The 18,731-nt window shown below is 70.2% G+C and carries 12 protein-coding genes; 7 read left to right on the plus strand and 5 right to left on the minus strand.

Annotation, left to right across the window (positions count from 1 at the left end):
* Positions 1-94: 94 nt before the first annotated feature.
* Together K8640_RS22835 and K8640_RS22840 are read left to right on the plus strand one after the other, a co-directional pair.
* On the plus strand, positions 95-2,551 hold the full coding sequence (locus K8640_RS22835; protein ID WP_223748963.1) for a helicase-related protein: 2,457 nt from the start codon (positions 95-97) through the stop codon (positions 2,549-2,551).
* A 199-nt stretch (positions 2,552-2,750) separates the two neighbouring features.
* On the plus strand, positions 2,751-3,299 hold the full coding sequence (locus K8640_RS22840; RefSeq protein ID WP_223748964.1) for an outer membrane beta-barrel protein: 549 nt from the start codon (positions 2,751-2,753) through the stop codon (positions 3,297-3,299).
* A 123-nt stretch (positions 3,300-3,422) separates the two neighbouring features.
* Here K8640_RS22840 and K8640_RS22845 read toward each other — a convergent pair whose 3' ends face one another.
* Positions 3,423-4,394, minus strand: a complete 972-nt coding sequence (locus K8640_RS22845) for a TIGR03885 family FMN-dependent LLM class oxidoreductase (protein ID WP_223748965.1) — start codon at positions 4,392-4,394, stop codon at positions 3,423-3,425.
* Positions 4,395-4,527: 133 nt separating this feature from the next.
* Between K8640_RS22845 and K8640_RS22850 the strand changes: the two genes are divergently transcribed.
* Both K8640_RS22850 and K8640_RS22855 read left to right on the plus strand, forming a co-directional pair.
* Positions 4,528-6,177 (plus strand): alpha-amylase family protein, encoded by a 1,650-nt coding sequence (locus K8640_RS22850; RefSeq protein ID WP_223748966.1) that lies wholly within the window; start codon positions 4,528-4,530, stop codon positions 6,175-6,177.
* Positions 6,178-6,225: 48 nt separating this feature from the next.
* A complete protein-coding gene (locus K8640_RS22855) occupies positions 6,226-6,888 on the plus strand; it encodes a lysoplasmalogenase (protein WP_223748967.1) in 663 nt (220 codons plus the stop codon).
* A gap of 17 nt (positions 6,889-6,905) precedes the next feature.
* Here K8640_RS22855 and K8640_RS22860 read toward each other — a convergent pair whose 3' ends face one another.
* The 3 genes from K8640_RS22860 to K8640_RS22870 form a co-directional block, all read right to left on the minus strand.
* Positions 6,906-7,907, minus strand: coding sequence for a hypothetical protein (locus K8640_RS22860; RefSeq protein ID WP_223748968.1), 1,002 nt, complete (start codon positions 7,905-7,907; stop codon positions 6,906-6,908).
* A 200-nt stretch (positions 7,908-8,107) separates the two neighbouring features.
* Positions 8,108-9,502 (minus strand): hypothetical protein, encoded by a 1,395-nt coding sequence (locus K8640_RS22865; protein WP_223748969.1) that lies wholly within the window; start codon positions 9,500-9,502, stop codon positions 8,108-8,110.
* A 206-nt stretch (positions 9,503-9,708) separates the two neighbouring features.
* Entirely contained in the window at positions 9,709-11,325 is a 1,617-nt protein-coding gene (locus K8640_RS22870; protein ID WP_223748970.1) for an NADP-dependent glyceraldehyde-3-phosphate dehydrogenase, read from the minus strand.
* Positions 11,326-11,569: 244 nt separating this feature from the next.
* On the opposite strand from K8640_RS22870, the gene K8640_RS22875 reads away from it, so the two are divergent.
* The 3 genes from K8640_RS22875 (at position 11,570) to K8640_RS22885 (ending at position 17,823) form a co-directional block, all read left to right on the plus strand.
* On the plus strand, positions 11,570-13,957 hold the full coding sequence (locus K8640_RS22875; RefSeq protein WP_223748971.1) for a PAS domain S-box protein: 2,388 nt from the start codon (positions 11,570-11,572) through the stop codon (positions 13,955-13,957).
* Positions 13,958-14,430: 473 nt separating this feature from the next.
* Positions 14,431-17,088: a DUF4157 domain-containing protein gene (locus tag K8640_RS22880; RefSeq protein WP_223748972.1), complete on the plus strand. Its 2,658-nt coding sequence runs from the start codon at positions 14,431-14,433 to the stop codon at positions 17,086-17,088.
* A gap of 12 nt (positions 17,089-17,100) precedes the next feature.
* Positions 17,101-17,823: a hypothetical protein gene (locus K8640_RS22885; protein WP_223748973.1), complete on the plus strand. Its 723-nt coding sequence runs from the start codon at positions 17,101-17,103 to the stop codon at positions 17,821-17,823.
* 108 nt (positions 17,824-17,931) lie between these two features.
* On the opposite strand, the gene K8640_RS22890 is transcribed toward K8640_RS22885, so the two are convergent.
* A partial coding sequence (locus tag K8640_RS22890) for an EGF domain-containing protein (protein ID WP_305070674.1) occupies positions 17,932-18,731 on the minus strand: 800 nt, incomplete at its 5' end.

The raw sequence follows: 18,731 nt of genomic DNA on the forward strand, positions 1-18,731 counted from the left end.
CCCGCGCGTGCGTGCCCAGCCCAGGAGGCAGCCGAGGATGGGTTGGAAAGCCGTCGCAGGGCGCGAGGCCGGGCGCGAGGTTAGACTCTCCGCAATGAACTCCAGCGCATCCGGCCGTTCGTCCGTCGTCGTGGCGGAGCTGGGGCCCACGAACACTGGAAAGACCCACCGGGCCATCGAGCGGATGCTCGAGCACGACACGGGCATGATGGGGCTGCCGCTGCGCCTGCTCGCCCGCGAGGTCTACGACCGGGTGACCGCCCGCGTGGGCGAGGGGCGCGTGGCGCTGATGACGGGCGAGGAGAAGCGCCTGCCGCCGCGCCCCGACTACTGGATATGCACGGTGGAGGCGATGCCGTTGGACCGCGTCGTCGACTTCCTGGCGGTGGACGAAATCCAGCTCGCCGCGCATCGCGAGCGGGGGCATGTCTTCACGGACCGGCTGCTCCACGCGCGAGGCCGCAAGGAGACGTGGTTTTTGGGCGCGGAGACGATGCGGCCGATGGTGCAGTCGCTCATCCCGCACGTCTCGCTCAAGCGGGCCACGCGCCTGTCCCAGCTTCGCTACGCGGGCCGGCGCTCGTTGAAGAGCCTGCCGCCGCGCTCCGCGGTGGTCGCGTTCTCCGCGGACCGCGTCTATGAGCTGGCCGAGGCGCTGCGCCGGCTGCGCGGTGGGGTGGCAGTGGTGCTGGGCGCGCTGTCGCCCCGGACGCGCAACGCCCAGGTGGCGATGTACCAGTCCGGGGAGGTGCAGTACCTGGTGGCGACGGATGCCATCGGCATGGGGCTGAACCTGGACCTGGGCCACGTGGCCTTCGCCTCGCTCTCCAAGTTCGACGGGGCCGAGCAGCGGGAGCTGTTCCCGGACGAGCTGGCGCAGATCGCCGGCCGCGCGGGACGCCACCTGAACGACGGGACGTTTGGCACGCTGAACACGCTGGACGAGCTGCCGCCCCGGGTCGTCACCGCCATCGAGACCCACCGCTTCCCCGCGGTGCGCAGCCTCATCTGGCGCAACGCCGAGCTCGACTTCGCGAGCCCCGAGGCGCTGTTGGACTCGCTGTCGCGGGCCCCGCGCCACAACGCCTTCGTCCGGGTGGAACGCGCCGACGACTTCGATGCGCTGAAGGACCTCTCGCAACTGCCGGCCGTCCGAGACGTCGTCACGGACCGCGCGGGCGTGGAGCTGCTGTGGCAGGTCTGCCAGATCCCCGACTTCCGCAAGGGGCTGTTCGGCCAGCACGTCAGCCTGTTGCGGGAGACGTTCCTCCAGCTCACGGCGGGGGACGGGATGCTGGACGCGACGTGGCTGGCCAAGCAGGTGTCGCCGCTCGATGACGTCTCCGGAGACATCCACACGCTGATGGACCGGCTGGCCGCCATCCGCATCTGGACGTACATCAGCCACCGCTCCAGCTGGCTGCGCGACGCGGAGCAGTGGCAGGAGCGCACGCGGCACATCGAGGACGCGCTGGGGGATGCGCTGCACGAGCGCCTGGTGGAGCGCTTCGTCCAGCGGGCCGCGCGCAGGAGCGCCCGGCGCTTCGTGCGGGCCTCCGCCACGCCCGCGGCGAGCTCGGACAACCCGTTCGCGAAGCTCGGCGCGCTGTTGGGCGAGACCGGCTCCGCGGAGGGACTGATGACCGAGGAGCAGTTCGTGCAGCGCGTGGTGGACGCGACGCACGAGGTCTTCGAGGTGGATGCGTCCGGGAACATCTCCTTCGAGAGCCAGCCCCTGGGGCGGCTGGTGCGCGGCACGGACCGGCGCTCGCCGCAGGTCGCGCTCGCGGAGCCGGAGGTGTGGACGGGCGGCGCGAGGCGGCGGCTCGAGCGTCGGCTCCATGCGCTGGCCCGCGACCTGGTCACGGAGGCGATGGGCGGGTTCCCGGCGGAGTCGCTCACCGGGGCGGGGCGCTCGCCGCCGACGCGTGGGCTGGCGTACCGGCTGGCCGAGGGTGTCGGACTGATTACCGTAGGCGAGGCGCGCGAGCAGTGGGCGCTGCTGGACGAGGAGTCGCGCGAGCGGCTCAAGGCCGTGGGCGTGCGCGAGGGCCGCCGCTTCGTCTACGTGGCCGAGGCGCTCTCTCCGCAGGCGCTGGAGCGCCGGTGCATGCTGACGGCGCTGTTCCTCCAGAAGCCCGCGCCGCGCGGGGTGCCCCGTGAGCCCGTGCTCGACGCGGCCGGATGGAATGTGCGCGACGCGCGAGCCTTCGGCTACGAACTGCTGGGGCCGGTGGTGCTGAGAATCGACCTGGTCGAGCGGCTGGGCGAGGCGCTGCGCCATCCTCGCGGTGCCGCAGAGGTGCAGGCGTTGACGCGCGAGCTGCGCCTGGAGGGTGGTGCGCGGGCCCTGGTGCTGCGCGAGCTGGGGGGCGCGCCTCCGGGGACCGCGTCGAAGCGGCGGCGTCGCCGACGACGAGGGAAGGCGCCCTCGATGGCCCCGGACAAGGCGGGCACGCATGGCCCGTCCGCACACACGGGGACGCATCCGGTTCCCCGTCGCGACGGCCCGGGGCCTCGCGGCGCACAGGGCACGCCCAAGTCCGACTGACGTCGGTGGTTCGCCTCGCGGCGCGCGGGAGTCATCCGGGGCGGATGGACACCGGCGTGGTCGTCGCGGCTGCTCCGTGGGCCGACGTCGAGCCGCGTCATCGCGAACCGCGCCCACCCACTTCGTGAAGGACGCGTCGGGCCCGGATCTTGAAGACCGCACAGTCGTCGGGGGGCCGGGACACGCGGAAGGCTTGGACATGAAGGCAGTGGTCGCGGGAGCGTTGTTGCTGTCGACGGGCGCCTGGGCACAGGACGAGGCCCGTCTCACGGGGGCGGAGCTGGGCGTGGGCGTGGGCTACGCCCGAGGCAAGGACCTGGAAGGGGAGACGCATGGCGGGCCTGGCGTCCGGCTGCATCTGCTCAAGCACCTGGGGCGCTTCTTCTCCATCGGTCCGGAGCTCGCCGTGTACGCGAGGGCGGGCTCCCGGATGGACGTCACCTTCGATGGCTCGCAGCACCACTATGACCTGCGGAACCGGGCGCTCCTCCAGCTCGGAGGCGTGGCACGGCTGGGCGTGGACCTGGGCGGCGTCCGGCCCGCGGTGCTCTTCGGCGCGGGCTGGAACAAGGGTACCGTCAGCAACCTGGGCTACTCGGTGGGCGCGGAGCTGGAGTTCCGTCCCACGCCGTGGCTGCCGCTCGCCCTGGAGGGCCGGCTCCACAAGAACCTCCACAACTACACCTACGAGACGGACAGGGAGGCGGACTACCTCAGCCTGGGCATCGGCTGGCGGCTGATCTGGTGAGAGCCCGCGTCTCGCGTGAGTATCCCCGAATTCCGAGGGGCGGCTGACAGGCCTGTCGTGAACAACCTCTTCGCACAGTGGCGGGGATGACACCCGTGTCATCCTCGTGCGCGGGCCCCGGCTTCAGCGCGCCGTGCGCAGGGCTGGGAGCACGTGCTCCGCGAACGCGCCGATGAAGCGCTCCTGCCCGCGGTTGACGTTGTGCAGGTACAGGTGGCTGAAGCCGAGCTTCACGTCCTCGGCGAGCCAGTCGACGTGGCGCTGGAAACTGGAGGACACCCGCACGTGTCCCTCCAGGTCCTTGGGCTGGACGGTGCGCGCCAGCTCCTGGAACTGCGCGGGCGAGCGCAGGTCCGTGAGCACGGAGCTGGCGAAGATGTTCGTCGCCCACTGCTCCATCGCGCCCTGGAGCGCGGCCTGCTCGTCCTCCGCCCAGGAGAGCTGCACCTTGAGGAACATCGGCTTGCCCTCGCCGCCACCCCGGTGGAAGGCCTCCACCATCTTCCGCAGCTCGTCCGGGGGCTTGCTCACGGTGATGAGCGCGTCAGCCCAGCCGCCCACCCATTCGGCCGTCTGAGGCGTTATCGCCGCGCCCACCAGCAGGGGCGCCTGCTGGGGCCGCGAGTAGAGCTTCGCCTCCTCCACCCGGACCAGGCCCCGGTGCGTCACCGTCTCCCCGCGGAAGAGCGCGCGCATGATGTCCACGCACTCGCGCAGGCGCGCGTTGCGCAGGTCCTTCGGGGGCCAGGGCTCCCCGGTGATGCCCTCGTTGACGAACTGCCCGCTGCCCAGGGCGGCCCATGCGCGACCCGGGAACATCTCCGCGAGCGTGCCCAGGGCTTGCGCGATGAGGGCCGGGTGATAACGCTGTCCGGGAGCGTTCACCACGCCCAGACTGGACAGCCGCGTGGTGGCGAGCGCCGCGCCCATCCAGCTCCACGCGAAGCCGCTGTGTCCCTGCGATTCGCTCCAGGGGTGGAAGTGGTCCGAGTTGAGCGCGGCCGTGAAGCCCGCGGCGTCGGCCCGGCGCACCAGGCGCAACAACTCACTGGGAGGAAACTGCTCATGGGAGGCGTGATAACCGAGCGTGAGCATGCGCGCGCACGTTGGTGCCGCCCGCGTGTCGTCGCGAGTCCCTCGTGTCCATGACTGTGCGCTGTCGCACGCATGACGCGCCCCCGGGTGCGTCCTTCGTCCAGCATCTCCACCTTCGCCTCAGGGGAGACGGATGATTCAGGACCTCTGGTACAAGAACGCGGTCATCTACTGCCTGGACGTCGAGACGTTCATGGACGGCAACGGCGATGGCGTGGGCGACTTCGGCGGGCTCCAACGCCGGCTCGACTACCTGGCGGGCCTGGGCGTGACGTGCCTGTGGTTGACGCCGTTCCACCCCTCGCCCAACCGCGACAACGGGTATGACATCACGGACCACTACGGCGTGGACCCGAGGCTGGGGAGCCTGGGGGACTTCGTGGAGTTCACCCACCAGGCGAAGCAGCGCGGCCTGCGCGTCATCATCGACCTGGTCCTCAACCACACGAGCGACCAGCACCCCTGGTTCCAGGCCGCGAGCAAGGACCGGGACAGCCGCTTCCACGACTTCTACGTGTGGTCCGACAAGAAGCCCAAGGATGCGCACAAGGGCATGGTGTTCCCGGGCTCGCAGCACACCACGTGGACGTACGCGCCCGGCGTGAAGCGCTGGTACTTCCACCGCTTCTTCCCCTTCCAGCCCGAGCTGAACATCGCCCACCCCGAGGTGCGCGAGGAGCTGCTCAAGGTGATGGGGTACTGGCTGCAGCTGGGCGTGTCCGGCTTCCGGGTGGACGCGGTGCCCTTCCTGGTGGAGCTCAAGGGCCTGCGCAGCCACGGCATCGAGGACCCGTACGAGCTGCTGGACCGGATGCGCGAGTTCCTCTCGTGGAGGAGCGGGGACGCCATCCTCCTGGCCGAGGCCAACGTCACCATGGACGAGGTGATGAACTTCTTCGGCAAGGAGGGAGACCGGATGCAGATGGTCTTCAACTTCGCCGCGAACCAGAGCTACTTCCTGTCGCTGGTGACGGAGGACGCGACGCCGCTCGTGGAGTCGCTGCGCTCGGCGCCCAGGCTGCCGCACCTGGCGCAGTGGGCGAACTTCCTGCGCAACCATGACGAGCTGGACCTGGGGCGCCTGCCCGCGAAGGCTCGCAAGCGCGTCTTCGCGGAGCTGGGCCCGGAGCCGAGGATGCAGCTGTACGAGCGCGGCCTGCGGCGGCGGCTCGCGCCCATGCTGGCGGGGGACAGGCGGCGGCTGGACGTGTCGTTCAGCCTGATGCTGTCGCTGCCGGGGACGCCGGTGCTCTGGTACGGCGACGAGCTGGGCATGGGCGAGGACCTGTCGCTGCATGAGCGCCAGAGCGTGCGCACGCCCATGCAATGGGCCGACGAGCCGCACGGGGGCTTCACGCGCGCCGAGGAGCCCTTCCGGCCCGTGGTGGAGCGGGCGCCCCACGGCTACCGGCAGGTGAACGTCGAGCACCAGCGCAGGGACCCGGGCTCGCTGCTCAACTGGATGGAGCGCATGGTGCGCATGCGCAAGGAGTGTCCGGAGCTGGGGTGGGGCGCGTGGCGGTTGTTGAGCGTGAGGAACAAGAACGTGCTCGCGCTGCGGTACGACTGGAAGGGCGAGACACTGGTGACGCTGCACAACCTGTCCGGCAAGGCCTGCGAGGTGAGCTTCTCACCGGGAGGGCCTCCGGCGCGGCTCGTCCACCTGCTCTCGGAGGACCACTCGTCGCCCGGCAAGACGGGACGCCACCGCGTGACGCTGGAGGGGTACGGTTACCGGTGGTACCGGATGGAGCAGCGACTCGCGCCGCCCGCCACGGATTGAGGTCGGGACAGGCGTCGTCCCCGCGAGCCGCCAGGGTAAGGTGGCCGCATGCGTGGTGCTTCGACGGTGGGGACGAGGATTCTCGCGGGAGTGGGTGTCCTGGGCGCGGCGGGGTTCCTCCTGTGCCTGGACACGGGCCCGGTCGAGGTCCGCCTGGTGACCAAGTCGCTGCCGATGCTCTGCCTGCTGCTGTGGCTGTGGCCGCCGCGGGGACGCTATGCGCGATTGATTTTCGCGGGGCTGGGGCTGTCGCTGCTGGGGGACGTGCTGCTGGATGCCAGCAAGGCGCTGTTCCTGCCGGGGCTGGGGGCGTTCCTGCTGGCCCATGTGAGCTACACGGCCGCGTACCTCTGTGCGACGCGCGAGCTCCGGTGGGGGAGGGCGCTGCCGTTCCTGGTGCTGGCGGTGGGGGCCAGCGTCGTGCTGGGCCCCCACCTGGGCGCCATGGCCGGGCCGGTGACGGCGTATGTCGTGGTCATCTGCACGATGACCTGGCGCGCGGCGGCGCTGCTGGGCGCGTCTGGACTGACGCGACGGGAGCAGGGGTTCGCGTTCGCGGGGGCGCTGCTGTTCGCCCTCAGCGACGGGGTGCTCGCGGTGAAGCTGTTCGTGACGCCGGTGACGGGAGGCAGCTACGTCGTGATGCTGACGTACTGGGCGGCGCAGTTGTGCATCGCCTGTTCCGCGCATCGCGCCCCGGCCGAGGCGTGACTCCCGTACTCGAGGCCTCAGGGGAGTCGGGCGTCGAGCCACGTCAGGTGTGCGTCGAGGGTGTCCGCCACGGCCTGCGCCTGCTCGGAAACGCTGGGGTCGGTGTATGGATTTCCAATCTCCTTGTGCTTCCACTTCACCCACGTCTGCTTGTACCAACCCCAGTCGAGATTCGTCCCCGTCGAGGGTGGCGAGGCACCCGCGTAGCCGGAGAACGCGCGAATGCCCGTGGCCGGAGCCACCTCCTGGCCGCCCACCACCTGGAAGAGATGGAGCCGCTGCCGCCGGGGGAACTGGGCACTCAGGTCCGTGGCCCACGCGCCATAGAACGTGCCCCAGGGCCGCACGGGATTGTCGATCTTGGTGTCGTGGGTGCCCAACTCTCCCTGGCTGTTGCGGCACACGCCGTCGAACGACGACACGTAGAGGTCGATTCCATCCAGTGCCCCGTTCGCGCGAAGCGCCTGGGCCAGCCGCATCATCAGGCAGCCGCCTCGCGAACTGCCCGCCAGGTAGATGGAGCGTGTCTCCGGACGGACCTGTGCCTGGAGCCAGCCTGAGAAGCCATTGACGATTCGCTGCTTCGTGTCGCTGTCGAACAAGTGGTCGAAGTTGTTGTCGTTGACCACGGACAGGTACGTCCTGCCCCGAGGAAACCACCCCAGGGTGTCCAGCTTCATCGCCAGCGAGCGGCCATCCAACGTGACATTGGGGCACGAGACGCTGTCACAGGATGCGTCCCAATTGGACGACTGCCCCGTGACACCACTCGAGTGCCCGCTGCTCGAAATCTTCTGCCCCGCTGACATGACCACCAGCGCCTCGCGCGGACCGGGAGCATCCACCTCCGCGATGCGGATGTTGTGAAGCACGAGGTCAGGGGCGCCCGCCGCGCGGAACTGCTCGAAGCCCGCCGCTGCCAGGTAGGCGCCCGAGCCATTCTTGTAGACGACACGCCGGGACACCACCGTCCTCGCCCCGCCACTGGGATAGGTCAGGGGCCGCGACTGGGTCTCCATCGAATCCTCAACCCCTGGCTCCAGGGGAGCCCCGCAGCCCGCTCCCCCAAGCAGCAAGGCCCACTTCATCCCTGAGAAGACACGACGCGCGACACCCGATGAGAGACCCATGTGTGGCTCCAGCTCCTGGAAGTGAATGACATCCAAGCACGTCCGGGGGCTTCGCGCTGGACCCAGGGCTCGATTGACGAGCTCGCGCGCTACTGCGCCTCCATCAACAGGAAGCTGAAGTCCGCGGAGCCGTCACCGCTGGCCTTGGGGGCCTGGCCGTGGCAGCCCAGGCAGCTCGCGGTGGATTGGATGTAGGTCTCCATCGTGGTGTTGGCGAGCACGGGCGGGGTACCCTGCGGCGCGCCTCCGGTGGCCCACTGGGTGCTGATGAGCTGGTAGTTCTCCCAGACGGAGCCCTTGAGCAGCGCGCGGTAGTACGCATTGAGGCCGGGGTCTGCCTGGATGGGCGTGGTGCGCGTCACCTGGACCGGGGCGTTGAGCGGCCCGCCGTCGGGCGCGAGCTCCGTGTAGGGCTCCTTCGCCGTCTGGGTATTGGGCGTGCAGTTCCCCGTGCAGTGCGGGTTGAAGAACGAGGACGTCGTGTTGTCCACGTGCTCGAAGGTGGACCAGAACCAGGTCTGCTGCGTGTCCGTCTTGTGGATGATGTGCAGGCCGACCAGGCCCACGGTGACGGGGTTGGCGCCGGGGCTCGGGTCTCCGGCGTCATCGTTGAAGACCCAGGCCTGACGCATGAAGAAGCGCTTGCCCGAAATCTCCTGCGCGGAGAGCACCTTCCACGATGCCTTCACCTCCATGGCGCCCACCGGGCCGCACGGCTTGCCATTGCACGGCCCCGGACTCTGGTTGGCGCCGGTGGGGAAGGAGATGGTGACGCCCTTCTGTCCGGCTGCGTTCCAGAGGTTGTTGGTGATGAGGTAGTTGTACTCGTCCTGGTTGAGGCGCTTCTCGTAGCGCACGAAGCGCCCGTTCTGGTCCGTCAGCGGACCCCCGACGGCCTGCTCGATGTCCGGGAGCTTCTCTCCGATGGCGGCCGAGGCCTTGGAGGTGCTGAGCAGCAGCTTGTGCACGCCGGTGTTCAGAGCCTGGAGGCGACCGGTCTCCAGCAGCTTCGTGCGCTGACGCAGCTTCGTCTCGAAGGCCGCGGGTGTGTTGAAGCTGCACCACGCGCCGGGCTTGCTCCCCGGTGGCACGAACATGTCCAGGTCATCCGGGTAGGTCTCCCAGACGGTGGGCCCCTGGCCGCTGAGGATGCTGCTCTGGGTATTGGCCGTGCACGAGGAGGGATTCGCGGGCCAGTTGAGCGCGATGAAGGTGTTCCACGAATACACATCCACGTCGGACTGGAACTCACCGAAGCGCGGACACGCGTTGGCGGGGACGACGGCGAGCGCGGGCGTGATGGCGGTGGCGCACGTCGAGCCGGGACAGGTGGGGTCCGGGTTGCACGCCTGGGGCAGCGGCGGAGCCTCCGTGGAGCCGATGGGGCCCGGATTGGGAGAGGAGGTCGCACAGGCGATGATGGCCGCAGAGGCCAGCACACCGCCCACCAGCAGCTTCCCAGCGAAGGCAGACACGACGCGCATGAATCACCTCGGGGTGTGAGGAGACGAAGGCGCGCGGGGCTACTGCAAGGAAGGGGCCCGGGAGGGGAGAGGTGCCAACCTCCCGGAAGAGGTGGGCCCCGCCACATCCCCTGGGCCTCGGGCGTTGCTTCGAGACGCGCTTGCGTCGAACGATGACGCGCGCGGGTGGGCAACGAGTTCAACCAGACCCAGGGGAAACCCCAGGGTCAGAACAGGAAGTCCGTCGTCAGGAAGTCCGACTCCCGCCGGGTGAGGATGGATTGCACCAGGTGGGTGTTGGCCGGCGTCGTCTTGGTGGCGACGAGCGTGCGGATGGAGAACACGCGCAGCGCGTCCGCGACGGACAGCGTGCCCTCGGCGGAGTCCTTGCGGCCGTTGAAGGGGAACGTGTCCGGCCCTCGCTGGCACTGGCAGTTGAGGTTGATGCGGCCCACCTGGTTCGAGAACGCGTCGATGAACCGGCCGATGCGCGCCGGGTCCTGGCCGAACAGGCTGAGCTGCTGGCCGAACTGGGACTCCACCACGAGCTGGATGACCTCCTCGTCCCGGTCGAACACCATCACCGGCACCACGGGGCCGAACTGCTCCTCGCTCGACAGCCGCATGTCCCTGGTCACCGGGTACACCACCGCGGGCGCGAAGAACGAGTGCGACGACTGACCTCCGGTGGCGTTCACCACGCGCGCGCCCTTGGCCACGGCGTCGTCCACCAGGCCTTGCAGGTAGTCCGCCTTGCCGGGCTCCGGCAGGGGGGTGATGGCCACGCCCGGCTCCCACGGCATGCCGGGCTTGAGCGCGTCCACCGCGGCGGTGAGCTTCTTCAGGAACACCTCCGCGATGCTCCGGTGCACCACGAGCAGCTTGAGCGCCGTGCAGCGCTGGCCGTTGAAGGAGAGCGCGCCGATGATGCACTCCTTCACCGCGTTATCCAGGTCCGCATCCTCCAGGATGATGGCCGGGTTCTTCGCGTCCAGCCCGAGCACCGACTTGAGCCGGTGCGGCCGGGGATGCATCCGCTTCAGCTCGCTGGCGCCCCGGTGGGTGCCGATGAAGGCGAACAGGTCCACCTGCCCGCTCTCCATCAGCGCGCCCACCGTCTCGCGGCCCTTGCCGTAGATGATGTTGATGACGCCCGGAGGGAAGCAGTCGCGGAACGCCTCCAGCAGCGGCCGGATGAGCAGCACGCCGAACTTCGCCGGCTTGAAGACCACCGTGTTGCCCATCAGCAGCGCGGGGAACAGCGTGCTGAAGGTCTCGTTGAGCGGGTAGTTGTATGGCCCCATGCACAGCGCCACCCCCATGGGGGCCCGGCGAATCTGCGCCATGATGCCCTGGTCCTGCACGAAGCGGGACGAGGTGCGGTCCAGCTCCTTCAGCGCGCGCACCGTCTCCACGATGAGGTCGACGGTGCGGTCGAACTCCTTCTCCGAGTCCGGCTGCGTCTTGCCAATCTCCCACATCAACAGGTTGACCACCGTGGCGCGCTGGGCGCGCATGGCCACGAGGAAGCGCTCCACCGCCTCGATGCGCTCCGCCACCTTCATCGTCGGCCACACGCCCCGGCCCGAGTCGTACGCCTTCACCGCCGCGGCGAGCGCGGCGAGCGACTCTTTCGAGGTGAGCTGCGGCGTGGCCCCGAGCACGCGCTGCTGGAGCCCCTCGGGCGTGCGGAGGAAGACGGGGCTTCGCACGGGGCTGAGGTCTCCCTCCCAGGTCTTCAGCTCGCCACCCACCAGGTACTCCCGCTGCTCGAGATAGGGCGGGAGCCGCACGCTGGAGGGGAGCTGCGCTTCGGTCGGGAAGAGGTCGGCGAGTGGCGTCATGGCGGCCTTCTTAACGAGGCGCCTCTCTCCTGGCACCTCTTCCCGTGAAGGGTTGGACGCAGGACCCGGCAGTGGGACCGGCCAGTCGGCCCACCCGGGAGGAGTACCTTGCCGCCCATGCGCGGAGTCGTGACGAGCCCCACCGTCAAACCGGGAGGCAGACGCGACGTGGGGCGCGTGAGCGGAACGAGGGGCTGCCCGGGGCGTCACCGTCCGCGTCCGTCGGCCGGAAAGGAGCCGAGCCTTGGCGCTCGAGGAGGATGTCTCCCTCTCATGGGGAGGCTTGCTGGCGCGGTGGGGGCCCGTCCTGCGGACGCGTCATGGGCTTCGACGCGAGCGAGCCGGGCTCGTCCAGAGCGGGCTCGAGGAGGTGCTGCCGGTGCTCCTGGCGGCGCTCGCCCGGGCGCTCCAGGACGACGCGCTCCCTCCCTCGGCCGAGGTGCTCCGGGACTTGCGAGCCGGACAGGCGGAGCGCTGGCATGCCTGCCACGGCCTGGAGGCCTGCGGGGTCGTCCAGGAGTACGGCCTGCTGCACGACTGCCTGCTCGAGCTGATGGAGGAGGCGGGGGTGACGGCCACGCCGCGACAGCAGCGCATGCTGGCCGCGGTCTTCCATGCGGCGAGCACGGACGCGGTGGGGCGCCTGGCGTCGAGCACGGTGGCATCGAGGAGCGAGGGGTGGCTGCAGGCCATCATCGACCACGCGCCTCCGGTCATCTTCGCCAAGGACGCGCAAGGGCGCTTCGTGCTGGTCAACCGGAGCTTCGAGGAGGCGCTGGGGAGGTCGCGCTCCAGCGTGCTCGGCAAGACGGACTTCGACCTGTTCCCCGCCGCCGTGGCGCGGCGCAACCGGGAGCACGACGAGCGGGTGCGACAGTCGCTTCGGCCCGTGACGGAGGATGAGCACATCCCCGGCGTCCAGGGCGTGCGCACCTGGTTCGCGATGAAGTTCCCGCTGCCCACCGTGGGCGCGGAGGGGCCCATCATCTGCGGCATCTCCACGGACATCACCGACGCGCGCCGCACCCACGAGGCGCTGCGCGAGAGCGAGGAGCGCTTCCGCCTGTTGATGGACGCGGTGGAGGACTACGCCATCCTCCTGCTGGACCCGGAGGGCCGCGTGGTGAGCTGGAACGCGGGCGCCGAGCGGCTCACCGGATGGCAGGAGCAGGAGGTGCTCGGGCGGCACTACGCGCTCTTCGCGCCCGAGGAGCAGGTGACCCGGGGAGAGCCCCAGCGGCTGCTGCGCGAAGTGGCGGACGGCGGTCACTTCCGGGGAGAGCTGCGACGAAAGCGGCGGGACGGCTCGTGCTTCTGGGCGGACCTGGACATCGCCGCCGTGCGCGACGAGGCGGGCCGCTTGCGCGGGTTCGCCAACGTGGCGCGCGACATCACCGCGAAGAAGCAGAGCGAGACGGCGAGGGACTTCCTGCTGGAGGCGGGGCGGGTGCTCGCGGGCTCGTTGGACCTGGAGACCACGCTGGGCGCCTTCGCGGGCCTGGTCGTGGAGCACGTCTCCGACTACTGCGTGGTGGACCTGCTGGAGGCGAGCGGCCGGCTCGTCCGACAGGAGGCGGCCGCGAGGGAGCCCGAGCGACAGGACCTCATCCGGAAGCTCCTGGCGTTCGCGCCCTGGACGGAGGAGGACGGCCCGCTGGCGCGAGCGCTGGCGTTGGCGCAGCCCATCGTCGTGCCGGAGGTGACCTCCCGGTTCCTCGACTCGGTCTCCAGCGACGCGGCGCACCGGGCCTTGCTGGAGGCGCTGGGGGCGCGCTCCGCGGCGCTCGTGCCCGTGGTGTCACGCGGGCGCGCGCTCGGGCTCATCCACCTGGTGTGGACGCGGCCGCATGACTCGCTGGAGATGGAGGCGCTGGTGGAGCTGGCCCGGGGCGTGGCGGACCGCGCGGCGGTGGCCATCGAGAACGCGCGGCTGTACCGCGAGGCCCGGGACGCGGTGCGCGTGCGCGAGGACGTGGTGGCCATCGTCAGCCATGACTTGCGCAACCCCTTGCATGCCATCCAGCTGACGGCGACGTCGTTGTTGCGCAAGGACACCCTGCCGGAGGGGGGCGTGAAGGGGCTGGAGCGCATCATGGAGGCGACGCAGCGGGCCTCGCGCTTGATTCGAGACCTGCTGGACTTCACCCAGGCGAGAGCGGGGGAGCGCATCCCCATCCGGCCGTGCGCCATGGACCTGCATGTGCTGGCGCGCAAGGTGGTGGACGAGGTGCTGCTCGCGCACCCGCGGCGCGACATCCAGGTGGAGCTGCGGGGGGACGGGCGGCTGGAGGCGGACGCGGACCGGCTGGCCCAGGTGGTCTCCAACCTGGTGGGCAACGCGCTCCAGCACAGCGCTCCGGACTCGTGTGTCCGCGTCCACCTGCGCGAGGCCGGGGACGGTGTGCTCCTGGAGGTCCACAACGTGGGCAGGCCCATCGCGGCGGGGCTGCTGCCCACGCTGTTCGAGCCCTATCGCCGCGGGCCGGAGGCGCGCGCCGGCCAGGGCAGCATCGGCCTGGGCCTCTACATCTCCCGGCAGATCGTCCTGGGACATGGCGGCAGCATCGAGGTGTTCTCCAACGAGCGCGGCACCTGCTTCAAGGTGTGGCTGCCGCGCCGCCGGGGGCCCTGAGGCCGCGATGACTGGGGTTGCCGCGTGCTACGCGGCCGACCTCAATTGCACGCCTGGCTATTGGGCTTGCAGAACCGCTCGCCCACGGACCCCGAGCAGCCCAGGGCGAAGACGGAGAGCACGAGCGTCAGGATGCGCTTCATGGTCGACCACTCCTTGGATGAGGTTTGCGCGCGGGAGCCGACCATGAACCCGCACGTGCGCTCAAAGAAATGCGGACCGTGGGTGAATGTAGACGTCGAGGCCATTCTTGACGTCCCGCTCCGATGCGACGCGGAGGTCCAGATGTAGCCCGCTGTGTCCCTCGTCGATGTGACGCGCCCTCGCGTACACTCGCGCCTCCAGACCAGGGGGGAGCCATGCGACGCAGTGCGGCTCGGGTTCATGCGAGTCATTCGTCCGAGACACGGGGCGCCACCCCCGCGTCGCGTCCGCTCGCGTCGGTCGCGAGGCAGGCGGTCTCGGCGCACGCCGTGGCCGAGCCCGGAGCCACGGCGCCGGGCGTCCGGTTCGACTTCAGCCGGCTCCCGCTCACCCCCAGCGTGCAGCGCGTCGCGTGCGCGGGGGGCTCCTGCTCCTGCTCGTCCTGCGACAAGAAGAAGGAGGAGGTGGCCCGGGCCGCGCAGCCCGGTGTCTCCAGCGCGGAGCCTTCCGAGAATGTGTCCGCGCACGTCGCCCGCGGGCTTGGCTCCGGGCAGCCCCTGGAGTCCTCCGCGCGCGCCTTCTTCGAGCCGCGCTTCGGCCAGGACCTGGGGGGCGTGCGCATCCACACCGACGCGAGGGCGGCGGACTCGGCGCGCGCGCTCCAGGCTCGCGCGTACACGGTGGGCAGCGACATCGCCTTCCAGGAGGGCGCGTACTCACCGTCCACCCACGCGGGACGTCGGCTGCTCGCGCATGAGCTGACGCACGTGCTGCAGCAGACCGGAGGCCGCGCCACCTCCGGCGCCCGGCTGGCCCGCTTCGCCACCGGGGGGCTGTCGGTGACCTCCCCGGGGGATGCCTCCGAGCGCGAGGCCGAGTCCATGGCGGACGCGGTGATGGCGGACGGCGCGACGCGCGAGCCCGGGCGCCACCGCCTGGGCGTGGCCCGGGATTTCTCTCCCGCGCCCGCGTCGAAGTACACGGTGCCCTCACCGCCGGCGCCTCCCACGCCTCCGCCCACCCAGACGACGTCGGACGTGCCGCCGACCCAGTCGGGCACCCCCGTCAACAAGAACGGGCTCGTCGCCGCCGAGGAGGGCGTCAACCTGCGCGCCTCGCCCGACACCGGCTCGGCCCCGCTGGAGCGGCTCCCGCAGAACACCCGCATGTTCGTCAGCCGCGAGCAGTCCGGCGGCTGGTACTTCGTGATGCTGGTGGATGGCCGCTTCGGCTACGTGGCCAAGTCGCATGTCACCGTGGACATGCCCGACCCGGAGGCGAGGCTGTACCGCATCGCGTCCGGCGAGACGGCGCTCGACATCGTCAAACGCTTCTACAAGTCCGACGCGACGAAGTGGGGCCAGGACGAGCGCTTCTTCGTCAACGTGCTGGTGTTCGTCAACGCGGAGCGCGGCCGCAAGGGCATCTTCAAGCCGGACCCGGAGGGGGACTGGGACACCACCCAGACGCACGCGGGCTCGCAGATATGGATACCGGGCGTCGAGTTCGCCAAGACGCTCAAGGGCCAGGTCTCCTCGGGCTCCATCACCTACGAGGCCTACCAGAAGGTCAAGAACGTCATCACCGCCATCGGTGAGTTCCTGGCCGGCTCCATCGCCTTCGTGGCGGGGCTGCTGCACGGCGTGCTCGAGTCGCTCTGGGACACGCTGGTGGGCCTGGTGGACCTGGCGAAGCTCGCGGGCAAGCTGGTGTGGAGCCTGGTCACCGGCAACCTGCTCTCCGACATCCGGGGCTTCTTCAGCGACCTGTCCAAGCTCGACTTCAAGCAGCTGGTGTCCGCGGGGCTCGACGCGCTGGACAAGAAGTGGAACGACCCGAGCCTCCTCAAGCGCTGGCACTTCCGGGGCTGGATTACCGGCTACGCGCTGGCGGAGATCGTGATGCTGTTCTTCAGCGGCGGCGCGCTCACGGCGCTCAAGGGCGCGGGCAAGGCGGGCAAGTTCGCCCAGTTCCTCGCCAAGATGCCGCGCGCGGCGAAGTTCCTGGAGAAGGCCGGAGAGGCCGCCAAGGGGCTCAAGGAGGCCGAGTCCCTGCGCAAGGGCATGAAGGCGCTCACCACGGCGCGCGACTGGGCCGTGCGGGTGCTCAAGGTGCCCGGCCACCTCCTGCAGAACCTCTCCGCGGAGGCGCTCGAGCGGCTCAAGCGGCTGCCCCAGTGGGCCATCGAGCGCTTCAGCGAGCTGAGCGACGTGGCCAAGGCGCGCGTGCTGGGCTGCGCCTCGCCGTGCAAGGTGGACCTGGGCGCCATCCAGAAGTACCTGGCGGAGCTGGCCGCCAAGGGCGCCACCGGCGCGAAGAAGCTCACCACGCCGGAGAGCGTGCTCGTCGCGCTGCCCAAGGATTTGAACATCGGGAAGATCAAGAAGTACCTCGACGAGTACCCGGCGCTGATGGAGCTCATCCGCAAGGCGGACCTGACGGACCTGGACCTGGCGAAGCTGGTCGACTTCATGACCGACGCGGACAAGCTCAACCCGAAGACGGCGTATCAGACGTTCACCCGCTACCTCACGCTGGTGGTGCCGTCGAAGACGGGTGGAGACATCGGCGCGTTCAACAAAATCGTGGAGGCGGTGGTGAAGGCGGACCCGCGCCAGGGCGCCGCCCTCAAGGGCCCCATGTTCGAGGCCTTCGCGCGCACCCACCTGCAGGAGTTCGCCGGCAAGGCCTTCACGCGCGAGACCTTCACCGTCCCCGGAGGCAAGCGCCGCACCGCGGACCGCTTCTTCGCGGACAAGGGCGAGCTGTGGGAGGTCAAGCACCAGCTCACCGACAAGGTGCCGCCCGGCCAGGTGGACGACTACCTCTCCTTCCTCGGCACGAAGGGCAACAGCTCCGGCGCCGAGGTGAAGTCGCTGAACTACCTGTTCCCGACCGAGGAGGCCGCGAAGCTGAACTCGGCGCTCAAGGCGCGCGGCATCACCGTCTGGTATGTGAAGCAGCCCAACGTGCTGACGAAGCTCTAGCGAGGACACGCCATGGCCGAGGTGAAGTGGACCGCCAGCTCGCAGCACCATGACTGGAATGACCGGCGCGCGCCAGCGGCCTTCATCGACGCGCTCGCCGAGGCGGGGCTGGTGGGGACGGTGGAGGGGGTGTGCGGCTGGGACGAGGACGCCACGCGCCGCGCGGTGAAGCTCCAGGGGCCTGGCGTGGGCGCGCGGGTGATGGCGGAGATTCCGAAGAAGGAGAAGCACCCGTTCCTCAAGGCCTGGGGGAGCACGCCTTCGCCGTGGACGCTCACGGTGGGCATCTCGCGCTTCGTCGCCGACGAGGGGCGGGTGGCGGGGCTCAACACCTTCGTCTTCCAGTTCGACGGCGCGGCGTACGAGGACGAGGCGGGCTCCGCGCTCCTGCTCGCCGCCTTCCACGCGGCCCACTCGCCCGACACCACGGAGTTCGCCGCCATCCATCCCCTGGCGCGCTACGAGGCGCTGGAGACCGGCGAGTACGACTCCGCGGTGACGCTGCGGCCCCTGTTCGCGGGCGTCTTCTGGGCGAATTTCCTGGGCAAGGGGCACGTCGAGCAGTTCGACCGCGCGGTGCTCGCGCGGCTGCCACCGGAGCGCGTGGAGTGGGTGGACGGCGGCAAGGGCCTGTTCGTCGTCACCACGCCCCGGCTCGGGGATGCCACCACTCCGACGGTGGAGGCGGAGATGCTGCGCCTCACCGAGGTGTTCCGCGAGGCCCGGCGGCGATGAGCCACCGGGCGCCCGCGAGGCCCCGTCACGACGGGTGACGGAGCCGGTGTCCTCCAGACGCGCGGCGAGCTGTCGGCCCGCGCGCCCGGAGGTCATCCAGGCACGGCCTCAGGGGTAGGTGATGGCCTCGATGAGGGACGGGTGGTCCGCGCCGCACAGGGAATCCGCGTCGGCGCCGAGGAACACGCCGCGCAGCACGTGGTCGGCCTGGCCCTGGCGCTTCACGGTGAGCGAGTAGGGCACGGGCGTGTCGTCCGTGGGGGACGCCTCGAAGCTCGTGCTCTTCAGGCAGATGAAGTAGGTGCCGCTCGGGGGCGTGCCCTCCGGGCCGGACGGGGCCAGCGCGCCCGCCTTGGCGGGGCCGTACGCGAGCAGCTCGCCGTTGGGCGTGCGCACGATGAGGTCCTGGTCCTGCGCCCGCTCCCAGCTCGCCGTGACGCCCAGGGGCGTGCCCAGGGGCGCGCGAGCCCCGCAGACGCCGTTGGTGCACGTCTTCCCCGCGCCGCACGTGTTGCCGCAGCAGCCGCAGTTCGCCGGGTCGGTGTTCGCGTTCACGCACGAGGAGCCGCACTTCACCTGCGGCGGCGGGCAGCTGCCCGGGATGCAGTCGAAGCCGCCCGGCTGGTTCACGCACCGCTGCCCGGGCGTGCACGTGTGCGTGCCGTTGGTGCACTCGTTGATGTCCGTGCAGGTGCGGCCGTTGCCCGTGTAGCCCGCCTTGCAGGTGCAGTTGTAGCTGCCCTGGGTGTTGGAGCAGGTGGCGTTGACGGAGCACTGCGAGGTGCCGTTGGTGCACTCGTTGATGTCGTTGCAGGTGCGACCGTTGCCGGAGTAGCCCGCCTTGCAGGTGCAGTTGTAGCTGCCCTGGGTGTTGGAGCAGGTGGCGTTGACGGAGCACTGCGAGGTGC

Source organism: Myxococcus sp. XM-1-1-1 (genome assembly GCF_020037095.1).
GTDB classification, from domain to species: Bacteria; Myxococcota; Myxococcia; order Myxococcales; family Myxococcaceae; genus Myxococcus; species Myxococcus fulvus.